Raw genomic sequence first — 23931 nt, 5'->3', positions numbered from 1 at the left:
TAAAGGCTTAAATGATCTGCCGTACTTCGTCGAGTGTGGTGGTTCCGTAGGTCCCTAAATCCAGGGTATTACCGCTACTGTTGCGGATAACCCCCTGAACCAGCGCAAACTGAAGCGGTTGCGCCACAAGCTGCGTACTGCCGTTGCTGGCGGCGATCGCGACGTTATAGGAACCGTTTGGCGCGCTTGTGCCATCCTCCAACGTACCGTCCCAGGTAAAGGTATGAACGCCAGCCTTCAGCTCGCCGATATTGATCGTGCGCACCACCTTGCCGTCTTTGTCGGTAATGGTGGCGGTGACTTTATCCGCTGCCTGCTGCAACTCCACGCCAAACGGCGTCGTGGTGATGGTCGCGCCCTCTTCGGTACCCGTACCGGCCAGAATGGTGGTGCCGGGGATCATGACGCCATGACCAATCAGGGTGCTGGCCTGTAGCGACTGGCTGTTGTCGATCTGCCCAGAAATCGCGCCCAGCGTGGTGTTCAGTTTTTCAATTCCGCTAACGGTGCTGATCTGCGCCAGTTGCGTGGTCAGCTCGTTGTTTTGCAGTGGGTTGGTCGGGTCCTGATTCTTCAACTGCGCGACCAGCAATGTCAGGAAGCTGCTTTGCAAATCACTCGCGCTGCTTCCCGTCAGCGAACTGCCACTGCTGGTGGATGCGACTCCCGAGTTGGTCGAGTCATTCATATTTACGGCAATAGACATACGCGCCTCCTTTACTGGCCTAATGTCAGCGTTTTAAGCATCATGCTTTTCACGGTATTAAGAACTTCGACGTTTGCCTGATAGCTGCGCGAGGCTGACATGGTGTTGACCATTTCACCGACCACGTCCACATTAGGCATTTTTACGTACCCATTGGCGTCCGCCAGCGGGTTGCCAGGCTCATACACCAGTTTGTCCGGCGCCTGACTTTCAATAACGTCCGCCACTTTTACCCCACCGGTTGCCGCCCCTGGCGCCGCGTCTACCTGAAAGACCACCTGTTTAGCGCGATACGGTTGACCGTCCGGCCCGGTGACGCTATCGGCGTTCGCCAGGTTACTGGCCGCCACGTTAAGACGTTTGGACTGCGCGGTGAGCGCCGACCCGGCAATATCAAAAATGTTTAACAGCGCCACGAATTAGTTTCCTCCCTGTAGCACATTCATCATGCCTTTGATTTGTCCACCCAACACGGTGAGGCCCGTCTGGTATTTCAGACTGTTATCCGCAAACTGCGTACGCTCGCGGTCCATATCGACGGTATTGCCATCAAGGGACGGCTGGTCAGGAATACGGTAGAGCAGATCCACCGAAGGAGACGCGACGGTCTGGGCCGGAATGTGTTGTGCAGAGGTGAGCTTCAACGCGATCCCGCCGGTTTCTTCCCGACCACGCACCATGACTTTTTTGAGTTCGCTGGCGAAATCCATATCACGCGCCTGATACCCAGGGGTGTCGGCGTTAGCGATATTGGCGGCCAACACCTCCTGGCGTTGAGCGCGCAGATTCAGCGCTTCCTGTTGAAAACGTAAGGCGGCATCGAGCTTATCGAGCATATCTCCTCCGCAAATGACAAAATTCAGCCGACAGCTTAAATCCCATCACGCGCGCGTTATCGCCGGAATAAACGCAAAATGCGTCGCTATTTGTTGCGTTGATGCTTGTGGTACGCAGGTAGAATCCTGTCATTGCTTAAACTGGCGGGAAGTGACGATGCAAACGTTAAAACGTGGAATAGCGCTGCTGGCGCTGCTGTTCAGCCCCCTGACGATGGCCCAGGATCTGAATGCCCAGTTAACGGACTGGTTTTCTCAGCGTCTGGCAGGGTTCAGCGATGACGTCGTTGTCACGATCCGCACGTCGCCCAATCTGTTGCCGAATTGCGAACAGCCCGCGCTGAGCGTAACCGGAAGTGCGAAGTTATGGGGGCATGTGAACGTACTGGCGCGCTGCGCGAACGAAAAGCGCTATCTACAGGTAAATGTACAGGCAACGGGGAATTACGTTGTTGCCGCGGCCCCCGTCGCCCGTGGCGGTGCGCTTGGCCCGGCTAACATCACGCTAAAACGCGGACGGCTGGATCAGCTTCCCCCGCGAACCGTCCTGGACATCAACCAGATTCAGGACGCCGTCAGCTTGCGCGACCTCGTTCCCGGGCAGCCAATACAGCTCAGTATGTTGCGCCAGGCATGGCGGATAAAAGCCGGTCAGCGCGTTCTGGTGGTGGCAAGCGGCGACGGATTTAGCGTCAATGCGGAAGGCCAGGCACTGAACAATGCCGCCGTCGCGCAAAACGCGCGCGTACGCATGTTGTCAGGCCAGGTCGTGAGTGGAACCGTCGATCCTGATGGGAATATTCTTATTAATCTATAATGAGTTAAAGATTTTGTAGTGGCTGCCGATAAATAATCAACCAATGATGATAGCTGGCTGCTACAGCGTAACCCCTCGATGAGGATAAATAAATGAGCATTGACCGTACCTCACCTTTGAAGCCCGTTAGCACTGTCCAACCGCGCGAAACCAGCGATGCGCCGGTACAAAAAGCGCGTCAGGAAAAAGCGTCAACCACGACCAGTACCAGTGTGAAGTTAAGCGATGCTCAGGCGAAACTGATGCAACCCGGCACCAGCGACATCAATATGGAGCGCGTGGAAGCCCTGAAAACGGCGATTCGTAATGGTGAGTTGAAGATGGACACCGGTAAAATTGCAGACTCGCTGATCCGCGAGGCGCAGAGCTACTTACAGAGTAAATAAGCGTATGACTCGTCTGTCAGAAATTCTGGATCATATGACGGCTGTCCTCAATGACCTGAAAAAGGTGATGGATGCCGAGCAGCAGCAGCTCTCCGTAGGTCACATTAACGGTAGCCAGTTACAGCGTATTACAGAAGAAAAAAGCTCTTTACTGGCGACGCTGGATTATCTGGAGCAGCAGCGCCGTCTTGAACAAGATGCGCAGCGTAACGTTAATGATGATGTCGCCAGACGCTGGCAGGCGATTACGGAAAAAACGCAGCATTTACGCGATCTCAACCAACATAATGGTTGGCTGCTGGAAGGGCAGATTGAACGGAATCATCAGGCGCTCGACATGCTGAAACCGCATCAGGAACCGACGCTGTATGGCGCGAACGGTCAAACCGCCTCTCCCCACCGTGGCGGGAAAAAAATCTCTATCTGATTGCCGGATGGCGGCTACGCCTTATCCGGCCTACACGATTACAGAACAACTTGTAGGCCCGGTAAGCGACAGCGCCACCGGGCAATTGGCCGTAATCCGGCCGACACAATCACAGAACAACCCTGTAGGCCCGGTAAGCGGCAGCGCCACCGGGCAATTGGCCGGATAGAGGCTCTATGCCGTCCGGCGAGTAAATTCCTTCACTTTAAAGCCCAACACCGCCAGCGCGGCGAAATAGGCGGCAATCCCCACAACCACAACCGCCATCAGTCGGGCCAGACGCCACAGCATTGTCCCTTCTGACCACTCAGGCATAATATGCAACATGCCAACCAGCGCGGCGGACATCACCAGCACGGAAATCACCAGGCGGGTCAGGAACCACGTCCAGCCCGGCTGCGGAGTAAAGATTTTCTGTTTGCGCAGTTGCCAGTACAGCAGCGACGCATTCAGACACGCCGCCAGACCAATAGACAGCGACAGACCGGCATGCTTCAACGGCCCGATAAACGCCAGGTTCATCAACTGAGTCATGATCAGCGTCACAATGGCGATTCTGACCGGCGTTTTGATATCCTGGCGCGAGTAAAATCCCGGAGCCAAAACTTTCACCACGATTAAACCAATCAGACCAACGGAATAGGCCACCAGCGCGCGCTGGGTCATCGACGCATCAAAGGCAGTGAACTTGCCGTACTGGAACAGCGATACCGTCAGCGGTTTGGCCAGAATGCCCAACGCGACGGCGCTCGGCAACGCCAGCAGAAAACACAGACGCAGCCCCCAGTCCATCAGACGGCAATACTCATCATGATTGCCGCTGGCAAAACTTTTAGACAGCGAAGGCAGCAAAATGGTGCCCAGCGCCACGCCCAGAACCCCTGACGGAAACTCCATCAGTCGGTCAGCATAATACATCCAGGAGACCGAACCGGAAGCCAGAAACGAGGCGAAAATGGTGTTGATGATCAGAGATATCTGGCTTACCGAAACGCCGAGGATCGCCGGGCCCATTTGCTTCACAACGCGCATCGCGCCTGCGTCACGGAAATTGATGCGCGGCAATACCAGCATCCCAATTTTCTTCAGATGAGGAAGCTGGTAAACCAGTTGCAGCACGCCGCCCACCGTCACCGCCCAGGCCAGCGCCAGTACGGGAGGATTAAAATACGGCGCGGCAAACAGCGCAAAGCCGATCATACTGATATTCAGAAATGTGGGCGCAAACGCAGGAATCGAGAAACGGTTCCAGGTGTTGAGGATCGCGCCCACCAGCGAAGCCAGCGAAATCAGCAAAATATACGGAAAGGTGATTTGCAGCAGTTTGGTGGTCAGGGCGAATTTATCAGCGGTATCAGCAAAACCCGGCGCGGTTACCATGATCACCCACGGCGCGGCGAGCATACCGGCCACCGTCACCACGGCTAACGCCAGGGTCAGCAGGCCGGAGACATAGGAGACAAAAACCCGGGTCGCCTCTTCGCCCTGCTTGCTCTTGTATTCTGCAAGGATCGGCACAAACGCCTGGGAAAATGCCCCTTCGGCAAAAATGCGCCGCAACAGATTCGGTAACTTGAATGCCACGAAAAAGGCGTCGGTCGCCATCCCTGCGCCAAAAATTCTGGCGACAATCGCGTCACGCGCAAAACCAAGCACGCGCGAAAACATGGTCATCGAGCTGACGGCAGCCAGCGATTTTAATAAATTCATCAGTGTTGTATTCCAGACCCTGGAGCAAAACCCTTGCATGGCCGACCGCAGGCCGGATAAAGGCGTTTACGTCGCCATCCGGCAATATCGCTGTGCCTGATAACCACGTAAAAACGTCTTATCAGGCCGACAGAACGATCCACGGTTTGCCATCATTCTCTGTCAGAAAGAGGTGTTATTTTGAGTTGGCATATAGTACCTGGATTATGATGAATTACTACAGCCAGATGTTACAGGGCGTTATTCGCTCATTGCCTCGCGCCAGAGTTTCTCTACGACGCGCTGCGCCAGAACCGCCTGTTCGCCCGCCGTTTCAGGAACCGTCTGATTTTGCACGCATTCAATAAAATGACGGGCGCATCCGGCAAATCCACGTTGCTCCTGAGTTGTCTGCCAGCCCGGAATGGGTTTATGCACCACGCCCTGACCGCGTTCCTCGCGCCATTCGCGCATGTCCGTCACATCAAACAGGCCGCCGTCCGTCACCGCCTGCACACATTCACGCTGGCTCCCGGCGCGACGGTGCATACTGGTGGTGATTTGCAACTGATCCGCCGAAAAATAGTGCTCGGCATACAGCATCTCGCCAAGATCGTTGGTCTGCAACGTGCCGCCGTTCAGTTGCGCCTTGCCGTCCGTCAGCCACAACGCGGTGTCCACAACGTGCAGGTAGTCATCCAGCAGCGTGAAACGCAAATCATGCGGCCCGACGCTGTCCGTCCGGTGTTTATCCATACGGACAGAAGCGGCGGCGCCCAGTTGCGCTTTCAGATCGCGGTAGAGCGGAGCGAAGCGTCGGTTAAACCCGACCATTAGCGTCAAATTTTTGCGCGCGGCCAACGCCACCAGCCGTTCCGCATCGCGCAGGTTTTCCGCCAGCGGTTTATCGACGCAGACATGAACCCCGGCATTGAGCAGTTCGCTCACCACCTCATAATGCGTCGCCGTGCTGGAGTGGACGAAAATGGCGTCGCAGGTTGACGCCAGCGCTGGCAACGACTCAACGTACGGCATCCGCCAGCTTTCACAAATGCGCAGCGCCTTATCCCGCGAAGGAGACCAGGCCCCCTGTAGCGTCCAGTCGCCGGATGCGCCCAGTACGGGCAACCAGGCTTTTTGGGCGATCCCCCCTAACCCAACAACACCGATACGTAATTTTTTCACGTTAGTCTCCCAGGTGCGCCAGGAGCGAATCAAGGCGCTGTTTCAGTTCCGCGACTTCGCCTTCCAGCGCCTCAACGCGCGCATGCAGATCGCCCGACGCCGCCTGCGGCGCGTCATCTGAACTCACCGGTTCATCGACTTCGCCGCAAAACAGGTGCATATACCGGCTTTCACGCTTACCCGGTTCGCGCGCCAGGCGCACTACGTAAGGGCCGTCGTCACGGGTGGCAAGCTGTTCCAGCGTCGTTTCCACTTCCGCCATATCACTAAATTCATACATGCGGGATGCACGGCTGCGCAGTTCACCTGGCGTCTGGGCGCCACGCAGCAGCAGCGTGGCAATCAGCGCCACCTCCGCCGGACTCAGTTTAAGATTGCCAAACTCGGAGTTGCAGAAGCGCTGTTCATATTTGGTGACGCGATTGCCGAAACCGCTCACCGTCCGCAGAAAATGGCGTTTCACCAGGTTATCAAGCTGTTCCTGCACCTCATGTTCCGATAAGTTCATTACCGGTTCACGGTTGGTTTTTTGATTGCAGGCGGTAACCACGCCGTTAACCGAGAGCGGGTACTGCTCCGGCGTTGTCACCTGTTTTTCCAGCAGGCAGCCAATCACTCGCGCTTCAGTGGCGGTTAGTTCGTATTTCATCGTCCTCTCCTTAGCGACCGGGGGTCCATTCAGTCGTCGTCAACGCCGTCAGCACATGATCGCGCCACTGTCCGTCAATCAACAGGTAATCTTTCGCATACCCTTCTTTTTCAAAGCCGAGTCGCGCCAGCAAGTCGCCGCTGCGCTTATTATGCGGCATATAGTTCGCCATAATACGGTGAATATGTTGCGTACGCTGCATATAGCGAATCGCCGAGGTTAAGGCCTCATACATCAGCCCCTGCCCCTGCCACTTTTGTGCGATGGAGTATCCCAGATAACAGGCGTGGAATGAGCCACGCACCACGTTAGAAAAATTGGCCACGCCGATGATCTCTTTCTCTTCCGGGTCGAGCAGCGCGAAATAGAACGCTGAGCCCTGTTTATGAAATTCGGCGATCATGCTCAGACGCGCCTGCCAGCCCGAAGGATAGCAGTGGCTTTCATCACGAACGGGTTCCCAGGGTTTTAAAAAATGACGATTTTCCGCGTAATAATCGGCCAGACGCCAGGCATCACGCTCATGTACTAAACGCACAACCAGACGGTCGGTTGTTAAGCGTACTTTTGGCACGTTACTGCGATAGCCAAACATTCTATACCTACTCCTTCCCGTAACGTCTTCACACCCTGATAACGTTACTATACCTGCGCCTGTACGCTCTGTGAAAAGTGCAAATCGTCATTTTTTGGCTTATTCACACATTTTGATGAAAACTCTCTATCAAGATGGACTTTTGATAAAAAAATATTGTCCCGGCAAAGGTGGGAAAAAACGCGCCGACACCGCAGAATAGAAGGTGCTCACCTTTTAAACTCAACAGAATTCGAGTTGCAGGACGGCGGCAAGCGAGTCACTCCCTGAAAGCGCACAGAAATACGTGGCCGGGGAGCGCGAACGCCGCCGACGCGCCTGCGACGTGAAGGATGACGAGTGTCTTTCCCGGGAGGGGAAATGTCGCGTGTCTCGCAGGCCAGGAACCTGGGTAAATATTTCCTGCTCATCGATAATATGCTGGTCGTATTAGGCTTTTTCGTGGTGTTTCCACTGATCTCCATTCGCTTTGTCGACCAGATGGGCTGGGCGGCATTGATGGTCGGCATTGCGCTCGGACTGCGCCAGTTCATCCAGCAAGGGCTGGGCATTTTTGGCGGCGCGATTGCCGACCGTTTTGGCGCGAAGCCAATGATTGTTACCGGGATGCTTATGCGCGCAGCCGGATTCGCGACGATGGGGATCGCCCATGAGCCCTGGCTGCTCTGGTTTTCCTGCTTTCTTTCCGGGCTTGGCGGCACCCTTTTCGATCCGCCGCGCTCTGCGCTGGTCGTCAAGCTGATTCGCCCTGAACAACGCGGTCGTTTCTTTTCGCTGTTGATGATGCAGGACAGCGCGGGCGCCGTGACTGGCGCGCTATTGGGTAGCTGGTTGTTGCAGTACGATTTTCGTCTGGTATGCGCGACGGGAGCGGTACTGTTCGTTTTGTGCGCCGCGTTTAACGCCTGGCTGCTTCCGGCGTGGAAGCTGTCAACGGTGAAAATCCCGGTACGCGAGGGCATGGGGCGCGTCATGGCGGACAAACGGTTCGTGACTTACGTACTGACCCTGGCGGGATACTACATGCTGGCCGTACAGGTGATGCTGATGCTGCCCATCATGGTCAATGACATCGCGGGATCACCGGCCGCCGTCAAGTGGATGTATGCGATCGAAGCCTGCCTCTCGCTGACGCTGCTCTACCCAATCGCCCGCTGGAGCGAGAAACGTTTTCGCCTCGAGCACCGCCTGATGGCCGGACTGCTGCTGATGTCGCTCAGTATGTTGCCTGTCGGGCTGGTCGGTAATTTACAGCAGCTCTTCACGCTCATTTGCACGTTCTATATCGGTTCGGTCATTGCAGAACCGGCGCGTGAAACGCTCAGCGCCTCGCTGTCCGATGCGCGGGCGCGCGGCAGCTATATGGGCTTCAGTCGACTGGGTTTAGCCATTGGCGGCGCGATAGGGTATATCGGCGGAGGATGGTTGTTCGATATGGGGAAAGCGCTGCAACAGCCTGAACTGCCCTGGATGATGCTTGGGGTAATCGGAATCATGACCTTTCTTGCGCTCGGCTGGCAATTCAGCCACAAACGGACGCCACGCGGCATGCTGGAGCCAGGCGCCTGATTTGATACCTGCTTTCATCTCCTCCATACTGAAAGAGAACCGACAGTTAAATGGAGGAGAAACGTGAAGCTTTATATTTACGATCACTGCCCTTTCTGCATCAAAGCCCGCATGATTTTCGGCCTGAAAAATATTCCCGTTGAGCTAAACGTCCTGGCAAACGACGACGACGCAACGCCCACCCGCATGATCGGCAAAAAAATGGCGCCCATTCTGCAAAAGGACGACAGCCGTTATCTGCCCGAAAGTATGGATATCGTCCATTATGTGGACAACCTTGACGGCAAACCCTTGCTGATCGGAAAGCAGAACCCCGCGATTGAGGAGTGGCTACGCAAAGTTAACGGTTACGCCAATCGCCTGCTCCTTCCGCGTTTCGCAAAATCGGCATTTGATGAGTTTTCCACGCCGTCGGCGCGGAAATACTTCACTGAGAAAAAAGAGGCCATGATTGGCGACTTTAGCGAAAATCTGGCGCATTCCAGTGGGCTCATCAAAAACATCAGCGACGATCTGCGCGCGCTGGATAAATTGATTGTGCAGCCCAATGCCGTGAACGGTGAACTGTCTGAAGACGATATTCATCTGTTCCCGTTATTACGTAACCTGACGCTGGTCGCTGGCATAAACTGGCCAACCCGGGTCGCTGATTACCGTGATAACATGGCAAAACAGACGCAAATCAATCTGTTATCGTCTATGGCCCTCTAATGCTTGTGGGTGGAGGCGCCATGCCGCCACCCTTTCAGTTTTTTCTGCTGGTGCGCGGCGTGCTGGTGCCACATGCTGCTTTGTGTCAGGATTACGACACGGGCATCATGTTGAGGAACCCCATGAAAAAGATTGTCTTTGCCGCTGCATTGTTGGTTAGCGGCCTGTTGGTTGGCTGCAACCAACTCACGCAGTACACGGTAAGCGAGCAAGAAATTAATCAGGCGCTTGAAAAACGGAATAATTTTTCCAAAGACATTGGCTTACCGGGCATCGCGGATGCGCATATTGTACTGACGAATCTCAGCAGCCAGATTGGCCGGGAAGAGCCCAACAAAGTCACGCTAACCGGTGATGCGAACCTGGATATGAGCTCCCTGTTTGGCAGCCAGAAAGCCACCATGAAACTGAAGCTGAAAGCGCTACCGGTCTTTAACAAAGAAAAAGGCGCGATTTATCTGCAAGAAATGGAAGTGGTGGATGCAACCGTAACGCCGGAAAAAATGCAATCGGTGCTGCAAACGCTGATGCCTTACCTGAATCAGTCGTTGCGTAATTATTTTAATCAGCAACCGGCCTACGTTTTGCGTGAAGACAGCAGCAAAGGCGAAGCGCTGGCGAAAAAATATGCCAAAGGCATAGAGGTTAAACCGGGCGAAATCATCATCCCGTTCACCGACTAACGCACCAGGGCGCATTTGCGCCCTTTTTTTTCGTGCAAACGAAAACGTTTCCGCTTATCCTTGGTTTCCGGCAAAAATGACTATCCCCCAGCCGGAGCATATTAATGACTGCACCATCCCAGGTTTTAAAGATCCGCCGCCCAGACGACTGGCACGTTCACTTTCGCGATGGCGACATGTTAAAAACTGTCGTGCCTTACACCAGTGAAATTTATGGCCGCGCGATAGTGATGCCGAACCTGGCGCCGCCTGTTACGACGGTCGATGCGGCCATCGCATACCGCCAGCGCATTCTTGATGCCGTTCCTGCCGGGCATGACTTTACCCCACTGATGACCTGCTACTTAACGGATACGCTTGATCCTGATGAGCTTGAGCGCGGATTCCGCGAAGGCGTCTTTACCGCAGCAAAACTCTATCCGGCCAACGCGACCACCAACTCCAGCCACGGCGTCACCTCTGTCGATACGATCATGCCGGTACTGGAGCGCATGGAAAAACTCGGTATGCCGTTGCTGGTACACGGCGAAGTTACCCATGCTGATATCGATATTTTTGACCGCGAAGCGCGGTTTATTGAAACGGTGATGGAGCCGCTGCGCCAGCGTCTGACGGCGTTGAAGGTCGTGTTTGAGCACATTACCACCAAAGATGCCGCAGAGTACGTTCGCGACGGCAACGAGCTGTTAGCCGCCACCATCACGCCACAGCATCTGCTGTTTAATCGCAACCATATGCTGGTCGGCGGCATTCGCCCGCATCTGTATTGCCTGCCGATCCTCAAACGTAACGTCCACCAGCAGGCCTTGCGTGAACTGGTCGCCAGCGGATTTAGCCGCGCCTTCCTCGGTACCGACTCCGCGCCGCACGCCCGTCATCGGAAAGAAACCAGCTGCGGCTGCGCAGGCTGCTTTAATGCCCCGACGGCGCTTGGCAGCTACGCTACGGTCTTTGAAGAGATGAACGCCCTCGCGCATTTTGAAGCGTTCTGCTCACTCAATGGGCCACGGTTCTACGGCCTGCCGGTCAATGAAACCTACGTTGAACTGGTACGCGAAGAGCAGCTCGTCCCGGAAAGCATCACGCTTGACGATGACTCACTGGTGCCCTTCCTCGGCGGCGAGCGCGTACGCTGGTCAGTAAAATAATAAAAAAATGTGGCCAACTGTTGTAAGCCGGAAAGGTTAACTGTATAAATACACAGTATATTCAACAGGGGGCCATTATGCGTATTGAAGTCACTATAGCGAAAACGTCACCTTTGCCTGCTGGCGCGATTGACGCGCTGGCCGGTGAACTCTCCCGCCGTATCCATCACTCTTTTCCAGATAACGCGGGCAATGTTGTCGTCCGTTATGCCGCCGCCAACAATTTGTCGGTCATTGGCGCGACAAAAGAGGATAAAGAACGCATCAGCGAAATCCTACAGGAAACCTGGGAAAGCGCGGATGACTGGTTCGTCAATGAATAAAAAATGATATGCAGTAATGTTCGTTTTTGCCGGGTCGCCCCGGCTTTTTTATTTGCGCAACTGGTCGCTTTTTAATCCATTACTCAAAATAACTGCACAACATGCCAAAAAAATATGAATAACATGCTGTTTTATTGTGCACATAATTCTTAAAAAGAAGAAATTTATTCTGTCACCCTTTAAATTTCCAGTGAATAGCCTTATTTATTGATATACTGAAGTTGCTTCAGAAAAAAACACGCATTGAACCTCGAAAACCGTTGTCTTGTAACACGTATTAGGGGGCATAATGGAAAAGAATAATGAAGTCATTCAGACTCATCCGCTTGTAGGATGGGACATCAGCACCGTTGACAGCTATGATGCGCTGATGTTGCGTTTGCACTACCAGACCCCGAATCGCCCTGACCCTGATGGGACTGAAGTTGGTCAGACGCTCTGGTTAACCACCGATGTTGCCAGACAATTTATTTCGATATTAGAAGCAGGCATCGCCAAAATTGAATCTGGCGATTACCAGGAAAATGAGTATCGCCGTCATTAACGTGACGTGACCCCTCCACCCAAAGGCACCTTAAAAGGTGCCTTTATCGTTTCATACTCTCAATAATTCCACTGACAGAAAGTCGGCCGACAAACGCGCCGACGCGACAGCAATCCGAAAGCATGACGAGTATAACTTGTATATCTCAATTCACTTATTTACCCTGCAATAATCGCGATAGCAGAGAGAAGCTGATGAAATACGACTTAATCATTATTGGCAGCGGTTCCGTCGGCGCCGCAGCCGGATATTATGCCACTCGCGCCGGACTGAAGGTTCTGATGACAGATGCCCATATGCCGCCACATCAACAGGGCAGCCATCATGGCGATACCCGGTTAATCCGCCACGCTTATGGCGAGGGTGAGAAATACGTTCCTCTGGTGCTGCGTGCGCAAACGTTATGGGAAGAGCTTTCAACGCATAATGAAGATCCCATCTTCGTTCGCTCCGGCGTCATAAACCTCGGCCCGGTGGACTCACCATTTCTGGCGAACGTGGCGCATAGCGCACAGCAATGGCAGTTAAACGTTGAGCAACTGGATGCCGCCGCCATCATGGCGCGCTGGCCTGAAATTCGCGTCCCTGACAACTACATTGGCCTGTTCGAAACGGACTCCGGTTTTCTGCGCAGTGAACTGGCGATCAAAACCTGGGTTCGCCTTGCCGAAGAGGCTGGCTGCGCGCAGCTCTTTAACTGCCCCGTCACCGCCCTTCACCACGATAACGACGGCGTTGCCGTTGAAACCGCTGACGGCGAATACCGCGCGAAGAAAGTGCTGATCAGTGCCGGTACATGGGTACAGGCGCTGGTGCCGGAACTCCCTATCCAACCCGTTCGTAAAGTTTTTGCCTGGTATCAGGCTGACGGGCGCTACAGCATGAAAAATAACTTCCCGGCGTTCACTGGAGAACTCCCGAACGGCGATCAGTATTACGGTTTTCCCGCCGAAAACGACGCATTAAAAATAGGAAAACACAACGGTGGTCAGTTGATTCACTCACCGGAAGAGCGCAAGCCGTTTGCCGCCGTCGACAGCGATGGTTCCGAAGCGTTCCCCTTCCTGCGCACTATCCTGCCCGGCATTGGCTGCTGCCTGAACGGCGCCGCCTGTACCTATGATAATTCCCCGGATGAAGATTTTATTATCGATACATTACCGGGACATGATAATACGCTGATCGTCACCGGTCTGAGCGGCCACGGCTTTAAGTTCGCCTCGGTATTGGGCGAGATTGCCGCCAATTTCGCGCAGGGTAAATCGCCGGCTTTTGACCTGACGCCATTCAAACTGAACCGCTTTACGCAATAATGACCCAATGGCCTCGCAAACGGGGCCGTTTCTTTTTGAGGAGTCAGGCTGTGCGTCGTATTTTTCACTATCTGATCAATAATATTCGTGAGCATTTTATGCTCTACGTTATTTTATGGTCGCTGCTGGCCATCATGGACATTATTTATATCATGTTCTTTTAATTTATTTCAGCTGACAAAAATTGACAAAACCTGAGATTACTCTAACTTTCATTGTAATAATTTGACCAATAAGAAACCTCCCGCCCTCCTGCCCCATATAGATAAAACCGCTAATCACCTCGAATCTTCTGACGCACAATGACAAATTCAATCAATTTTATTGAAATAAAAACAAATATCGCCATGATTGTTATTTATTAGTTGCATTAATGTCTCTAACAGGTCATTTTCATTCTCTCCTGAAATATCCATTGGTGTGTTTATGCAATTCCAAAATACTCCTCAGCGCTATGGCGCCATTTCTGTATTGCTTCACTGGCTGGTCGCCATTGTTGTATACGGCATGTTTGCCCTGGGTTTATGGATGGTGACGCTCAGCTATTACGATGGCTGGTATCACCAGGCGCCGGAATTGCATAAAAGTATCGGCATCCTGCTAATGATGGGGCTGGTTATACGTGTTTTCTGGCGTTTCGTCTCACCACCGCCAAAGGCGCTGAAAAGCTATTCACGACTGACCCGTCTGGGTGCGGCGGTGGGCCACCTTGCGCTGTATCTTCTGCTCTTCGCCATTGTGATCAGCGGCTATCTGATCTCAACCGCCGACGGCAAACCGATCAGCGTGTTTGGGTGGTTTGACGTGCCCGCCACGCTGGCCGACGCGGGCGCTCAGGCCGATCTTGCCGGTAGCCTGCACCTGTGGCTGGCCTGGAGCGTTGTGATTTTGTCTGTTCTGCATGGGCTAATGGCCCTGAAGCACCATTTCATCGATAAAGACGACACCCTGAAGCGTATGCTGGGGAGATCGTCGCCTGACTATGGAGTTGAAAAATGAAAAAAAGCCTGCTGGGACTGACTTTTGCTTCCCTGTTATTCACCACTGGTTCTGCAATCGCGGCAGACTATAAAATTGATAAAGAGGGACAACACGCCTTCGTTAACTTCCGTATCCAGCACCTGGGTTACAGCTGGCTGTACGGGACGTTCAAAGATTTCGACGGGACATTTACCTTCGATGAAAAAAATCCGGCAGCGGATAAAGTGAACGTCACCATTAACACCAACAGCGTTGATACCAACCATGCGGAGCGTGATAAGCACCTGCGTAGCGCTGATTTCCTGAACGTGGCGAAATTCCCGCAGGCGACGTTTACCTCGACCAGCGTGAAAAAAGATGGCGACGAGCTGGATATCACCGGCGACCTGACGCTCAATGGCGTCACCAAACCGGTCACGCTGGAAGCGAAGCTGATCGGCCAGGGTGACGATCCGTGGGGCGGGAAGCGCGCGGGCTTTGAAGCGGAAGGTAAAATTAAGCTGAAAGACTTCAACATCACCACCGACCTCGGCCCTGCATCGCAGGAAGTCGATCTGATTATCTCGGTGGAAGGCGTACAGCAGAAGTAACGAATGCCGGATGGCGGCTTCGCCTTATCCGGCCTACAGCAACGCACATTGTAGACCCGGTAAGCAAAGCGCCACCGGGCATAATGCCGGATGACGGCATTGCCTTCAGCACATATTGTAGGCCCGGTAAGCGGAGAGCCACCGGGCGCAATGCCGGATGACAGCGTCGCCTTCAGCACATATTGCAGGCCCGGTAAGCGGAGCGCCACCGGGCGTAATGCCGGATGGCGCTACGTTATTCCGTCGGGTCGGGAATGCCCAGTTGGGTATTCAGGCGACCACGCGATTTATTGAAGATTTTATTGCCATTTTCACGGCCAGCGCGGCGACGGCGCTGTTCCTCTTCCGGCAAACTGCTCTCTTCACAGCACAGCTCGCTACAGCAGCCTTTAAACTTCTCGGCGCAAGCCGGGCACTGAATAAACAGCAGATGGCAACCATCATTTTTACAGTTGGTATGGCTGTCGCACGGTGCGCCGCACTGGTGACAATGCGCGATAACCTCATCAGAGATCCGCTCTCCCATGCGCTCATCAAACACAAAGTTCTTACCAATGAAACGCACCGGCAGTCCCTGCTCGCGCGCCTTACGCGCGTACTCAATGATGCCGCCCTCAATGTGCCACACTTTGTTAAAACCGTTATGCTTCATCCAGGCGCTGGCTTTTTCACAACGAATACCGCCCGTACAATACATGACGATTTTCTTGTCTCTATGCTCCTGCATCATTTCAACAGCTTTCGGCAACTGCTCGCGGAACGTGTCAGCCGGAATTTCCAGCGCATTTTCGAAATGCCCCACTTCATATTCGTAGTGGTTACGCATGTCGATAAACACGGCATCAGGATCGTCCAGCATGGCGTTCACTTCCGCCGCTTTCAGGTACTCGCCAACGTCGCTGGCATCAAAATTCGGATCGTCGATACCATCGGCCACAATCCGCTCGCGTACTTTCATACGCAGCACCCAGAAGGACTTACCGTCATCGTCCAGCGCAATATTCAGACGCAAGCCGTTTAATGCGGGATCAAACGCATACAGCTGCTCACGAAACGCCGCGACCTGACTTTGCGGCACGCTGATCTGTGCGTTAATGCCTTCACGCGCCAGATAAACGCGACCAAAAACATTCAGCGAGGTAAACATCTGGTACAACGCGTCGCGCGTGCTCTGCGGATCGACGATCGTGAAATATTTATAAAAAGAGATGGTCGTGCGCGGCTCCGTTTCAGCTAACATCCGGGCTTTAAGCGCATCGTTCGAAATGCGGTTGTGTAACACTGGCATGGTGTACGTATCCTGCAATCAGTAAAAATGAAATCGGGCGGCATCATAAAGCAAACATCGCCAATTTACATCCACACATTTTGCGCTACATTTCATTCTTCATACTAAGAAATTAACAACAATTGCCGCTTTTATCGTCGTTCTCCAACCACAAATTTTTGCTGTACACGAAAAAATGCGACAATACAGGGAATTGCTCGTTTACAGACAGGATAGAGATGACGAATTTACCTAAGTTCTCCGTTGCGCTACTGCATCCACGTTATTGGTTAACCTGGCTGGGTATTGGTGCTCTTTGGTTGGTCGTGCAATTGCCCTACCCGGTGATTTACAAACTGGGTTGTGCAATGGGACGTCTGGCGTTGCGTTTTATGAAGCGCCGCGCCCGCATCGCCTATCGTAATCTTGAATTGTGCTTTCCGCAGATGAGCGAGCAAGAACGCCACCAGATGGTGGTGAAGAACTTCGAGTCTGTCGGGATGGGCGTGATGGAAACCGGCATGGCCTGGTTCTGGTCCGACCGCCGTATTTCACGCTGGACAGATGTCAGCGGCGTTGAGCATATCCGCGACGTTCAGGCCCGGGAGCGAGGGATTCTGCTGGTTGGCCTGCACTTTCTGACGCTGGAGCTGGGCGCGCGCCAGTTTGGTTTGCAACAGCCTGGCATTGGCGTTTATCGTCCGAATGACAATCCGTTGCTCGACTGGCTACAAACCTGGGGACGTATGCGCTCCAACAAGTCGATGCTCGATCGCAAAGACCTGAAAGGCATGATCAAAGCGCTGAAAAAAGGTGAAGTGGTCTGGTATGCGCCGGACCATGACTATGGCCCGCGCGCCAGCGTGTTTGTCCCGCTGTTTGCCGTGGAACAGGCCGCCACCACGTCAGGAACCTGGATGCTCTCCCGGATGTCCAACGCCTGTCTGGTGCCGTTTGTTCCGCGTCGTAAACCCGATGGCAAAGGCTATGAGCTGATTCTCCTGCCGCCGGAATGCTCACCACCGCTGGATGACGCCGAAACCACCGCGGCCTGGATGAACACGATCGTAGAGAAATGCATCATGATGGCGCCCGAGCAATACATGTGGTTGCACCGCCGTTTCAAAACGCGTCCTGAAGGTATGCCTTCCCGTTACTGATTCATCAGGTGCAGCCGGGCGACGGTTGCACCTTCTCAATCGCCTCTTTTAGCTTTAAAAGCTACTCACATTGCCGCCCTCAGCAGGCAGGCGCATAATAAGAGAGTATTGCCTTATTTTTATTCTGATGATAGCGCAAACAGCGCATCACACTGCGGATCGCTATGTCACCCTCTGATGTCCCCATAAACTGGAAACGCAATCTCACCGTGGCCTGGCTGGGCTGTTTTTTGACCGGCGCGGCGTTTAGCCTGGTGATGCCATTTTTACCCCTCTACGTTGAGCAGCTCGGCGTAACGGGCCACAGCGCGCTGAATATGTGGTCGGGGCTGGTTTTCAGTATCACCTTCCTGTTTTCCGCTATTGCCTCGCCTTTTTGGGGCGGGCTGGCCGATCGCAAAGGGCGAAAGATCATGCTGCTGCGCTCAGCCCTCGGCATGGCGATGGTTATGCTGCTGATGGGGCTGGCGCAGAACATCTGGCAGTTTCTGATCCTGCGCGCATTGTTAGGTCTGCTCGGCGGATTTGTGCCAAACGCAAATGCGCTTATCGCCACTCAGGTGCCGCGTAATAAGAGCGGCTGGGCGTTAGGAACGCTTTCTACTGGCGGCGTCAGCGGCGCATTGCTCGGCCCTCTGGCGGGCGGATTACTTGCCGACCAGTACGGATTACGCCCTGTCTTTTTCATCACCGCCAGCGTGCTGTTGGTCTGTTTCTTACTGACGCTCTTTTTTATTCGCGAGCGTTTTCAGCCTGTCAGCAAAAAGGAGATGTTGCACGTCCGGGAGGTCGTTGGCTCACTAAAAAACCCAAAGCTGGTTTTGAGCCTGTTCGTCACCACGCTGATCATTCAGGTTGCAACCGGATCGATCGCGCCTATTCTGACGTTATATGTGCGAGAGTTAGCCGGTAACGTCAGCAATATCGCATTTATCAGCGGAATGATCGCCTCGGTGCCCGGCGTGGCGGCGTTGCTCAGCGCGCCCCGGCTCGGCAAACTGGGCGATCGCATTGGCCCCGAAAAGATCCTGATTACCGCCCTGATTATCTCTGTCCTGCTGCTGATCCCGATGTCATTCGTACAAACGCCCTGGCAGCTTGGCGTGCTGCGCTTTTTACTTGGTGCGGCGGACGGCGCCCTGCTCCCCGCCGTACAGACTCTGCTGGTCTATAACGCCAGCAATCAGATCGCCGGGCGCATCTTCAGTTACAACCAGTCATTTCGCGATATTGGCAACGTCACAGGCCCGTTAATGGGGGCGGCTATTTCTGCCAGCTACGGTTTTCGCGCCGTGTTTTGCGTCACCGCAGGCGTCGTGTTGTTCAACGCAATTTATTCGTGGAACAGCCTGCGGCGGCGCAGAGAGACCCTCGCGGCAAAATGATTTTTGCGCTTTCATACTTGCAAAACCGGAGAATCAGCTATTCTTTCCCTGAATACCTCATCAAATCAAAGGGAGACAGTGATGACTATGTACGCCACGCTGGAAGAAGCCATTGATGCAGCCCGTGAAGAGTTTCTGGCTGACAACCCGGAACTCGAACAAGATGAAGCCAATGTTCAACAACTCAATATCCAGAAATACGTGCTACAGGATGGCGACATCATGTGGCAAGCCGAGTTTTTTGCCGATGAGGGCGAAGAAGGCGAATGTCTGCCAATGCTGAGTGGCGAAGCGGCGCAAAGCGTCTTTGACGGCGATTATGATGAGATAGAGATTCGTCAGGAGTGGCTGGAAGAGAACACTCTGCATGAGTGGGATGACGGTGAATTTCAGCTCGAGCCGCCTCTGGATACCGAAGAAGGCCAGACTGCGGCGGATGAGTGGGATGAGCGTTAACTACTCATAAGGGCCGTGGTGTATATCCAGCGGCAGCAGCAGCGTATCAAAAACCAGTGAAAACGGCAGATCGAGAACCGTGACATAGCGCCACGCGGAATCCCGGACATCCCACTGCACGCCGGGATAGTATTGATTGCCGTGCCCTTGTCCGGGGATCGTCCTGCTAATGATGCTGCCGCACCCGCTCAGAAGTAGCGCCATTACGCCAACCACGATTATTCGCACCGGATACCTCATTCGTCGTTTTGTTCAGTATAAAAAAATACCGGCAGCAGGCCGGTATTTTCAGATAATTGTCAGCGCATATTTGTCGGCCTGATAAACGCCACGTTTATCAGACCGCTACGGCTTACTTCTTCTGCAACGCCAGTGGGTTCAGGTTGATACCCTGATAGTAGTTAACCCACGATGAATATCTTTCCGGTGAATTCCAGACGCGATAGTGTAAACGCGCCATCGTCACTGGATCGCTCAACAACACCAGACGGCGGTCGCGATTCAGTTTTTCCGGCGTTTCATTCAGCGCCTGCTCCACATGGCGGTCGCGCGCAATCTCCAGCACCTTACTGGCGCGGTGACGGGCCGTAGCCATCGCCGTAGCCAGTGCGTTAAACGACGGATTAAACACCGCGTGCATAAAGCCGTCATCCAGCGTGCGATTGCGGTTCATCGCCAGGTATTTGTCAGTATCCACGAGCACCTGCGGCGGGGAATACTCTTCCGGGATGAGGAACAGTTTCCAGCGTTTGGTGCGCAAGCCCACCGTTGAACGGCTGGAAACCACGGACACAAACGGCGACAGGATCAGCGAGAAGACAATCGGCGCCAGCCAGAACAGGAAACGTAAATCCAGCCAGGCCATGCCAACCGCCCATACCAGGCCGAGCAGCAGCTGGGAACCGTGACGCATGAAGGCTTCACCCCACGGGGTAGAGTCATCGTCACGCTGCGGTGAATTCCAGACCACTTCCCAGCCGAGGAATGCACTCACCACAAACACCGTGTGGAACAACATGCGTACCGGCGCCAGCAGCACAGAGAACAGCACTTCCAGCAGCAGCGACAGCGTTACGCGCACAAATCCGCCATACTCTTTTGTGCCCTTACACCAGATGAGCATAATACTCAGCAGCTTCGGCAGGAACAGCAGCACCATCGTGGATGCAAACAGCGCAATCGCCAGTTCGGGGCGCCACTGCGGCCAGACCGGGAACAGCTGGCGCGGTTGCAGGAAGTATTGCGGTTCGGTCAACGCATGAACTACCTGCAAAGCGGTGGAAAGCGCCAGGAACATAAACCACAGCGGCGCCGACAGGTAAGACATAACCCCCGTCAGGAACACCGCACGGTGAACCGGGTGCATTCCTTTCACCAGGAACAGGCGGAAGTTCATCAGGTTGCCATGACACCAGCGGCGGTCACGCTTAAGTTCATCCAGCAGGTTCGGCGGCAGTTCTTCATACGAACCCGGCAGGTCGTAGGCAATCCAGACGCCCCACCCTGCACGACGCATTAACGCCGCTTCCACGAAGTCGTGCGAGAGAATGGAACCCGCGAACGATCCTTCGCCCGGCAGCGGCGCAAGCGCACAGTGTTCGATGAATGGCTTCACGCGAATAATCGCGTTGTGGCCCCAGTAATGCGACTCGCCTAACTGCCAGAAGTGCAGCCCGGCGGTAAACAGCGGGCCGTACACGCGGGTAGCAAACTGCTGGCAACGCGCATACAGCGTATCCATACCGGACGCTTTCGGCGACGACTGAATGATCCCGGCATTCGGGTTCGCTTCCATCAGACGCACCAGGCCGCTCAGACACTCGCCGGTCATCACCGAGTCAGCGTCCAGCACCACCATGTAGCTGTACTGGTTGCCCCAGCGACGGCAGAAGTCATCGATATTGCCGCTTTTGCGCTTCACACGACGGCGGCGACGGCGATAGAAAATCTGTCCTTCGCCCTGCACTTCAGCAATCAGCTCCATCCACGCTTTTTGTTCCGCCACGCAGATATCGGGGTTGTAGCTATCGCTCAGGATATAGACGTCGAAATGCGCTGCGTTGCCGGTGGCTTTAACCGATTCCCACGTAGCGCGTAGCCCCGCGAACACGCGGTCAACGTCCTCGTTGCAGATAGGCATAATCAACGCGGTACGGTGCTCTGGATTCAGCGGCTCATTTCCCACCGTTGACGCCGAAATACTGTATTTATCGCGGCCAATCAGCAGTTGCAGGAAGCCCATAAGCGCGGTCCAGAACCCCGCAGACACCCAGCAGAACAGCACGGCGAACAGGATCAGGATGCCGGTTTGCAGCACATACGGCAGCAGTTGCATAAAGGAGACCCACAGATCCTGCCCGATCATGTCGGCGGGATTGATGAGCGCCCAGCCCTGGTAAGGAAGAATGGTCTTCATATACCAGGTCGCAACCACCGTCTGCGCCAGCGTCAGCAGCAACAGGATGTAGCGGCGGATTGTCCCGACGGTACGCCATTTTTGCTCGTTCTCCTGCTCTTCTTTCGTCAGGCGGGAGAGATAACGCGGCGTCACGTCCCGGCCGCGCAAGCGGTCCCAGAAACGACCCAGCGGGTTGGTGCGCCAGGGATCGGGGAACATAGAAGAACGCGTCGCTTTCGGCATTGCCTGCAACTGATCGCGTCCCTCATCATCCTTAATCAGTTGCCCTTCGGCCAGCGAATCCGGCCAGGCCTGCTCAAGGCGCGCTTTAACAGATCCCTGCGGTGAATCGTCTTCTCGCGAGTAAGCTCGATGCTCAACATCCAGCGCCTCATGGACGGCGCGGATGTCCGTTTTCGGCAGCGCCGCTTTCTCACTGTCTGAAAGCGGCATTGCGTCAATATACTCAGTTGTCTTATTCATTGGCAGGTAACTGGTAGCTCCAGGTTTCACTCAACGGCTGATCGGCATTCACCAACGCAGCACGCATTTCAGTGGTTTTCTTCGCGTCTTTCACTTTTACGCGCAGCGTCAAACGCCAGCCTTTCGTCACCGGGTTATAACGCACTGAGTTCTCAACGATTTCGCCGTTATCGCCAATACTGGTTTGCGCCGTGACAGGGGTATCCTGCGGCAGCTTTTTCATATCTGTGCCGACAAAATCCACGACGAAGGCGATGGTGCCGTCAGGCTGGCGAATCAGGTTAGACTGTTTGACATCGCCCGTAGAGCGACGCGTCTGCTGAACCCAGGCATTCTCCGGCGCATGAAGTTTCTCTTCATCGCGGGTAAACGTCATGGTGTACTTGAAGTTCATCTCTTTGCCTGCTTCAGGCAGTTGATCCGGCGTCCAGTAGGCCACGATGTTATCGTTAGTTTCATCGTTGGTCGGAATTTCCACCAGTTCGATTTTCCCTTTGCCCCACTCGCCTTTCGGCGTGATCCAGGCGCTTGGGCGCAGGTCGTAACGATCGTCTAAATCTTCAAAGCGCGAGAACTGGCGGCCGCGTTGCAGCAAGCCGAACCCTTGCGGGTTTTCCATCGCATAGCTGCTCACCGCGAGATGTTTCGGGTTATTCAGCGGACGCCAGATCCATTCACCGTTGCCCGCATGGATAGACAACCCGTTAGAGTCGTGCAATTCCGGGCGATAGTTGGTTGCCGGAGACGGCTGGTTCGGCCCAAACAGGAACATGCTGGTTAACGGCGCAACGCCCAGTTTACCGACTTTATCACGCAGGTAGACTTTCGACTGAACGTCCACCACGGTGTCACGCCCAGGGATGATGACGAAGCGGTATGCCCCGGTCGCACGCGGGGAATCGAGCAACGCATAGATGGTCAAACGTTTGTCAGTCGGTTTTGGACGCTCAATCCAGAACTCGCGAAAGCGGGGAAATTCCTCACCGGAAGGCAGCGCGGTATCAATCGCCAGACCACGCGCGGAAAGGCCATAGACCTGGCCTGCGCCAATGACGCGGAAATAGCTGGCACCGAGCATGCTGACGATTTCATCGTTTTTGTCTTTGCTGTTGATCGGGTACAGCACTTTGAACCCGGCGAAGCCGAGGTCTTTGACGGTGTCTTTATCATGCTGAACATCGCCAAAATTGAAATAGTCCGGGTTGTATTTGATTCTTTTTACCGTCGTCGCGGTAACTTCGTTGATCCTGACCGGTGTGTCGAAGTACATACCCTGGTGGTAGAACTCGAGTTTGAATGGGGTCTTGATATTGCTCCAGTACGCTTTATCACGGTTAAACTGGATCTGCTGATAGTCCGCATATTTCATGTCGCGGAAAACGGAGGGCAAGTTACTTTTCGGCGCCTCATAGCCTTTACCGGCTAAGGATTGAGCTTGTTTTGCAACATCATCGATGGTGAACGCCCAACTCGACGATGTGTACAGCGTTAACATTACCGCCGCGCCCAACCAACGCATTTTCATCATTTGTCGTTTATGTTTCATAATAAGTAAGCACTTCCCCCTTTGTGTGCTTATATCGATCCGATCCATTTTAATGGATAATCAGGCAATCCGACAACTGAATCC

Annotated in this window: 27 protein-coding genes; 16 read left to right on the top strand and 11 right to left on the bottom strand. The window is 54.1% G+C overall.

Annotated elements, in window-relative coordinates:
* Positions 1 to 7: 7 nt before the first annotated feature.
* The 3 genes from flgD to flgB are packed head-to-tail and all read right to left on the bottom strand — an operon-like array spanning position 8 to position 1542.
* Positions 8 to 706 (bottom strand): flagellar hook assembly protein FlgD, encoded by a 699-nt coding sequence (gene flgD, locus OGV83_RS05070; protein ID WP_012132846.1) that lies wholly within the window; start codon positions 704 to 706, stop codon positions 8 to 10.
* A gap of 11 nt (positions 707 to 717) precedes the next feature.
* Positions 718 to 1122 carry a flagellar basal body rod protein FlgC gene (gene flgC / locus OGV83_RS05065; RefSeq protein WP_012132847.1) on the bottom strand — a complete coding sequence of 135 codons (405 nt, stop codon included), beginning with the start codon at positions 1120 to 1122 and terminating at the stop codon, positions 718 to 720.
* Positions 1123 to 1125: 3 nt separating this feature from the next.
* Entirely contained in the window at positions 1126 to 1542 is a 417-nt protein-coding gene (gene flgB, locus OGV83_RS05060; protein WP_012132848.1) for a flagellar basal body rod protein FlgB, read from the bottom strand.
* A gap of 157 nt (positions 1543 to 1699) precedes the next feature.
* Here flgB and flgA point away from each other — a divergent pair, with 157 nt between their 5' ends.
* From flgA to flgN, 3 genes are all read left to right on the top strand, one after another.
* On the top strand, positions 1700 to 2359 hold the full coding sequence (gene flgA / locus OGV83_RS05055; RefSeq protein ID WP_049010759.1) for a flagellar basal body P-ring formation chaperone FlgA: 660 nt from the start codon (positions 1700 to 1702) through the stop codon (positions 2357 to 2359).
* Positions 2360 to 2451: 92 nt separating this feature from the next.
* Positions 2452 to 2745: a flagellar biosynthesis anti-sigma factor FlgM gene (flgM, locus tag OGV83_RS05050; RefSeq protein WP_115614866.1), complete on the top strand. Its 294-nt coding sequence runs from the start codon at positions 2452 to 2454 to the stop codon at positions 2743 to 2745.
* A gap of 4 nt (positions 2746 to 2749) precedes the next feature.
* On the top strand, positions 2750 to 3172 hold the full coding sequence (flgN, locus tag OGV83_RS05045) for a flagella biosynthesis chaperone FlgN (protein WP_012132851.1): 423 nt from the start codon (positions 2750 to 2752) through the stop codon (positions 3170 to 3172).
* A 174-nt stretch (positions 3173 to 3346) separates the two neighbouring features.
* Here flgN and murJ read toward each other — a convergent pair whose 3' ends face one another.
* The 4 genes from murJ to rimJ all read right to left on the bottom strand — a co-directional run bounded on the left by murJ (position 3347) and on the right by rimJ (position 7290).
* Entirely contained in the window at positions 3347 to 4882 is a 1536-nt protein-coding gene (gene murJ / locus OGV83_RS05040; protein ID WP_286463226.1) for a murein biosynthesis integral membrane protein MurJ, read from the bottom strand.
* Positions 4883 to 5122: 240 nt separating this feature from the next.
* Complete coding sequence (locus tag OGV83_RS05035; RefSeq protein ID WP_286463225.1) at positions 5123 to 6046, bottom strand: Gfo/Idh/MocA family protein; 924 nt, start codon at positions 6044 to 6046, stop codon at positions 5123 to 5125.
* Position 6047: 1 nt separating this feature from the next.
* Positions 6048 to 6695 carry a YceH family protein gene (locus OGV83_RS05030; protein WP_115609389.1) on the bottom strand — a complete coding sequence of 216 codons (648 nt, stop codon included), beginning with the start codon at positions 6693 to 6695 and terminating at the stop codon, positions 6048 to 6050.
* Positions 6696 to 6705: 10 nt separating this feature from the next.
* Positions 6706 to 7290, bottom strand: a complete 585-nt coding sequence (gene rimJ / locus OGV83_RS05025) for a ribosomal protein S5-alanine N-acetyltransferase (protein ID WP_024130443.1) — start codon at positions 7288 to 7290, stop codon at positions 6706 to 6708.
* Between the two features lie 360 nt (positions 7291 to 7650).
* Here rimJ and mdtH point away from each other — a divergent pair, with 360 nt between their 5' ends.
* From mdtH to OGV83_RS04975, 10 genes are all read left to right on the top strand, one after another.
* Positions 7651 to 8859 carry a multidrug efflux MFS transporter MdtH gene (gene mdtH / locus OGV83_RS05020; protein ID WP_071258238.1) on the top strand — a complete coding sequence of 403 codons (1209 nt, stop codon included), beginning with the start codon at positions 7651 to 7653 and terminating at the stop codon, positions 8857 to 8859.
* A gap of 63 nt (positions 8860 to 8922) precedes the next feature.
* Positions 8923 to 9570: a glutaredoxin 2 gene (gene grxB / locus OGV83_RS05015; RefSeq protein ID WP_230011309.1), complete on the top strand. Its 648-nt coding sequence runs from the start codon at positions 8923 to 8925 to the stop codon at positions 9568 to 9570.
* A gap of 122 nt (positions 9571 to 9692) precedes the next feature.
* Positions 9693 to 10253, top strand: a complete 561-nt coding sequence (locus tag OGV83_RS05010) for a lipoprotein (RefSeq protein WP_024130445.1) — start codon at positions 9693 to 9695, stop codon at positions 10251 to 10253.
* 104 nt (positions 10254 to 10357) lie between these two features.
* Positions 10358 to 11401 carry a dihydroorotase gene (pyrC, locus tag OGV83_RS05005; RefSeq protein WP_286463223.1) on the top strand — a complete coding sequence of 348 codons (1044 nt, stop codon included), beginning with the start codon at positions 10358 to 10360 and terminating at the stop codon, positions 11399 to 11401.
* Positions 11402 to 11478: 77 nt separating this feature from the next.
* A complete protein-coding gene (dinI, locus tag OGV83_RS05000) occupies positions 11479 to 11724 on the top strand; it encodes a DNA damage-inducible protein I (protein ID WP_012132864.1) in 246 nt (81 codons plus the stop codon).
* Between the two features lie 289 nt (positions 11725 to 12013).
* The gene (bssS, locus tag OGV83_RS04995; protein WP_012132867.1) at positions 12014 to 12268 is read left to right on the top strand and encodes a biofilm formation regulator BssS; all 255 of its coding nucleotides are present in this window, start codon (positions 12014 to 12016) and stop codon (positions 12266 to 12268) included.
* Positions 12269 to 12462: 194 nt separating this feature from the next.
* Positions 12463 to 13581: an N-methyl-L-tryptophan oxidase gene (solA, locus tag OGV83_RS04990; RefSeq protein ID WP_286463221.1), complete on the top strand. Its 1119-nt coding sequence runs from the start codon at positions 12463 to 12465 to the stop codon at positions 13579 to 13581.
* 50 nt (positions 13582 to 13631) lie between these two features.
* A complete protein-coding gene (locus tag OGV83_RS04985) occupies positions 13632 to 13745 on the top strand; it encodes a YceO family protein (protein ID WP_047457560.1) in 114 nt (37 codons plus the stop codon).
* A gap of 262 nt (positions 13746 to 14007) precedes the next feature.
* Positions 14008 to 14580 carry a cytochrome b gene (locus tag OGV83_RS04980; RefSeq protein ID WP_286463220.1) on the top strand — a complete coding sequence of 191 codons (573 nt, stop codon included), beginning with the start codon at positions 14008 to 14010 and terminating at the stop codon, positions 14578 to 14580.
* Positions 14577 to 15152: a YceI family protein gene (locus OGV83_RS04975; protein WP_012132872.1), complete on the top strand. Its 576-nt coding sequence runs from the start codon at positions 14577 to 14579 to the stop codon at positions 15150 to 15152. The genes OGV83_RS04980 and OGV83_RS04975 overlap by 4 nt, the downstream gene beginning before the upstream one ends.
* Positions 15153 to 15387: 235 nt before the next feature.
* Here the strand turns inward: OGV83_RS04975 and trhO are convergent, their stop codons facing one another.
* Positions 15388 to 16440, bottom strand: coding sequence for an oxygen-dependent tRNA uridine(34) hydroxylase TrhO (trhO, locus tag OGV83_RS04970; protein WP_199977247.1), 1053 nt, complete (start codon positions 16438 to 16440; stop codon positions 15388 to 15390).
* A 218-nt stretch (positions 16441 to 16658) separates the two neighbouring features.
* Here trhO and OGV83_RS04965 point away from each other — a divergent pair, with 218 nt between their 5' ends.
* From OGV83_RS04965 to OGV83_RS04955, 3 genes are all read left to right on the top strand, one after another.
* On the top strand, positions 16659 to 17579 hold the full coding sequence (locus OGV83_RS04965) for a Kdo(2)-lipid IV(A) acyltransferase (protein ID WP_047457570.1): 921 nt from the start codon (positions 16659 to 16661) through the stop codon (positions 17577 to 17579).
* A 164-nt stretch (positions 17580 to 17743) separates the two neighbouring features.
* The gene (gene mdtG, locus OGV83_RS04960; protein ID WP_071258243.1) at positions 17744 to 18964 is read left to right on the top strand and encodes a multidrug efflux MFS transporter MdtG; all 1221 of its coding nucleotides are present in this window, start codon (positions 17744 to 17746) and stop codon (positions 18962 to 18964) included.
* Positions 18965 to 19045: 81 nt separating this feature from the next.
* The gene (locus tag OGV83_RS04955; RefSeq protein ID WP_012132878.1) at positions 19046 to 19420 is read left to right on the top strand and encodes a MysB family protein; all 375 of its coding nucleotides are present in this window, start codon (positions 19046 to 19048) and stop codon (positions 19418 to 19420) included.
* Here the strand turns inward: OGV83_RS04955 and OGV83_RS04950 are convergent, their stop codons facing one another.
* From OGV83_RS04950 to mdoG, 3 genes are all read right to left on the bottom strand, one after another.
* Positions 19421 to 19648 carry a YceK/YidQ family lipoprotein gene (locus OGV83_RS04950; RefSeq protein WP_024130446.1) on the bottom strand — a complete coding sequence of 76 codons (228 nt, stop codon included), beginning with the start codon at positions 19646 to 19648 and terminating at the stop codon, positions 19421 to 19423.
* A gap of 124 nt (positions 19649 to 19772) precedes the next feature.
* Positions 19773 to 22301, bottom strand: a complete 2529-nt coding sequence (mdoH, locus tag OGV83_RS04945; protein WP_060815905.1) for a glucans biosynthesis glucosyltransferase MdoH — start codon at positions 22299 to 22301, stop codon at positions 19773 to 19775.
* Positions 22294 to 23829, bottom strand: a complete 1536-nt coding sequence (gene mdoG / locus OGV83_RS04940; RefSeq protein ID WP_077956924.1) for a glucans biosynthesis protein MdoG — start codon at positions 23827 to 23829, stop codon at positions 22294 to 22296. Before mdoG ends, mdoH begins: the two co-directional genes overlap by 8 nt.
* Positions 23830 to 23931 lie beyond the last annotated feature (102 nt).

Origin of the sequence: Citrobacter sp. CK189, assembly GCF_030333505.1 — a bacterium.
Classification (GTDB): Bacteria; Pseudomonadota; Gammaproteobacteria; order Enterobacterales; family Enterobacteriaceae; genus Citrobacter_B; species Citrobacter_B koseri.
Note: the sequence above shows the minus strand (reverse complement) of the source record. Positions and strands in the feature narration are given on the sequence as shown.

Excerpts from the sequence above, each read along its gene's own strand:
- mdoG (WP_077956924.1), bottom strand. The coding sequence starts at position 23,829 with ATGATGAAAATGCGTTGGTTGGGCGCGGCGGTAATGTTAACGCTGTAC.
- mdtG (WP_071258243.1), top strand. The coding sequence starts at position 17,744 with ATGTCACCCTCTGATGTCCCCATAAACTGGAAACGCAATCTCACCGTG.
- trhO (WP_199977247.1), bottom strand. The coding sequence starts at position 16,440 with ATGCCAGTGTTACACAACCGCATTTCGAACGATGCGCTTAAAGCCCGG.
- OGV83_RS04965 (WP_047457570.1), top strand. The coding sequence starts at position 16,659 with ATGACGAATTTACCTAAGTTCTCCGTTGCGCTACTGCATCCACGTTAT.
- bssS (WP_012132867.1), top strand. The coding sequence starts at position 12,014 with ATGGAAAAGAATAATGAAGTCATTCAGACTCATCCGCTTGTAGGATGG.
- OGV83_RS05030 (WP_115609389.1), bottom strand. The coding sequence starts at position 6,695 with ATGAAATACGAACTAACCGCCACTGAAGCGCGAGTGATTGGCTGCCTG.
- OGV83_RS05010 (WP_024130445.1), top strand. The coding sequence starts at position 9,693 with ATGAAAAAGATTGTCTTTGCCGCTGCATTGTTGGTTAGCGGCCTGTTG.
- rimJ (WP_024130443.1), bottom strand. The coding sequence starts at position 7,290 with ATGTTTGGCTATCGCAGTAACGTGCCAAAAGTACGCTTAACAACCGAC.
- flgD (WP_012132846.1), bottom strand. The coding sequence starts at position 706 with ATGTCTATTGCCGTAAATATGAATGACTCGACCAACTCGGGAGTCGCA.
- dinI (WP_012132864.1), top strand. The coding sequence starts at position 11,479 with ATGCGTATTGAAGTCACTATAGCGAAAACGTCACCTTTGCCTGCTGGC.
- OGV83_RS04955 (WP_012132878.1), top strand. The coding sequence starts at position 19,046 with ATGACTATGTACGCCACGCTGGAAGAAGCCATTGATGCAGCCCGTGAA.
- murJ (WP_286463226.1), bottom strand. The coding sequence starts at position 4,882 with ATGAATTTATTAAAATCGCTGGCTGCCGTCAGCTCGATGACCATGTTT.
- solA (WP_286463221.1), top strand. The coding sequence starts at position 12,463 with ATGAAATACGACTTAATCATTATTGGCAGCGGTTCCGTCGGCGCCGCA.
- flgN (WP_012132851.1), top strand. The coding sequence starts at position 2,750 with ATGACTCGTCTGTCAGAAATTCTGGATCATATGACGGCTGTCCTCAAT.
- OGV83_RS04975 (WP_012132872.1), top strand. The coding sequence starts at position 14,577 with ATGAAAAAAAGCCTGCTGGGACTGACTTTTGCTTCCCTGTTATTCACC.
- flgB (WP_012132848.1), bottom strand. The coding sequence starts at position 1,542 with ATGCTCGATAAGCTCGATGCCGCCTTACGTTTTCAACAGGAAGCGCTG.
- mdoH (WP_060815905.1), bottom strand. The coding sequence starts at position 22,301 with ATGAATAAGACAACTGAGTATATTGACGCAATGCCGCTTTCAGACAGT.
- mdtH (WP_071258238.1), top strand. The coding sequence starts at position 7,651 with ATGTCGCGTGTCTCGCAGGCCAGGAACCTGGGTAAATATTTCCTGCTC.
- pyrC (WP_286463223.1), top strand. The coding sequence starts at position 10,358 with ATGACTGCACCATCCCAGGTTTTAAAGATCCGCCGCCCAGACGACTGG.
- flgA (WP_049010759.1), top strand. The coding sequence starts at position 1,700 with ATGCAAACGTTAAAACGTGGAATAGCGCTGCTGGCGCTGCTGTTCAGC.
- OGV83_RS04980 (WP_286463220.1), top strand. The coding sequence starts at position 14,008 with ATGCAATTCCAAAATACTCCTCAGCGCTATGGCGCCATTTCTGTATTG.
- flgM (WP_115614866.1), top strand. The coding sequence starts at position 2,452 with ATGAGCATTGACCGTACCTCACCTTTGAAGCCCGTTAGCACTGTCCAA.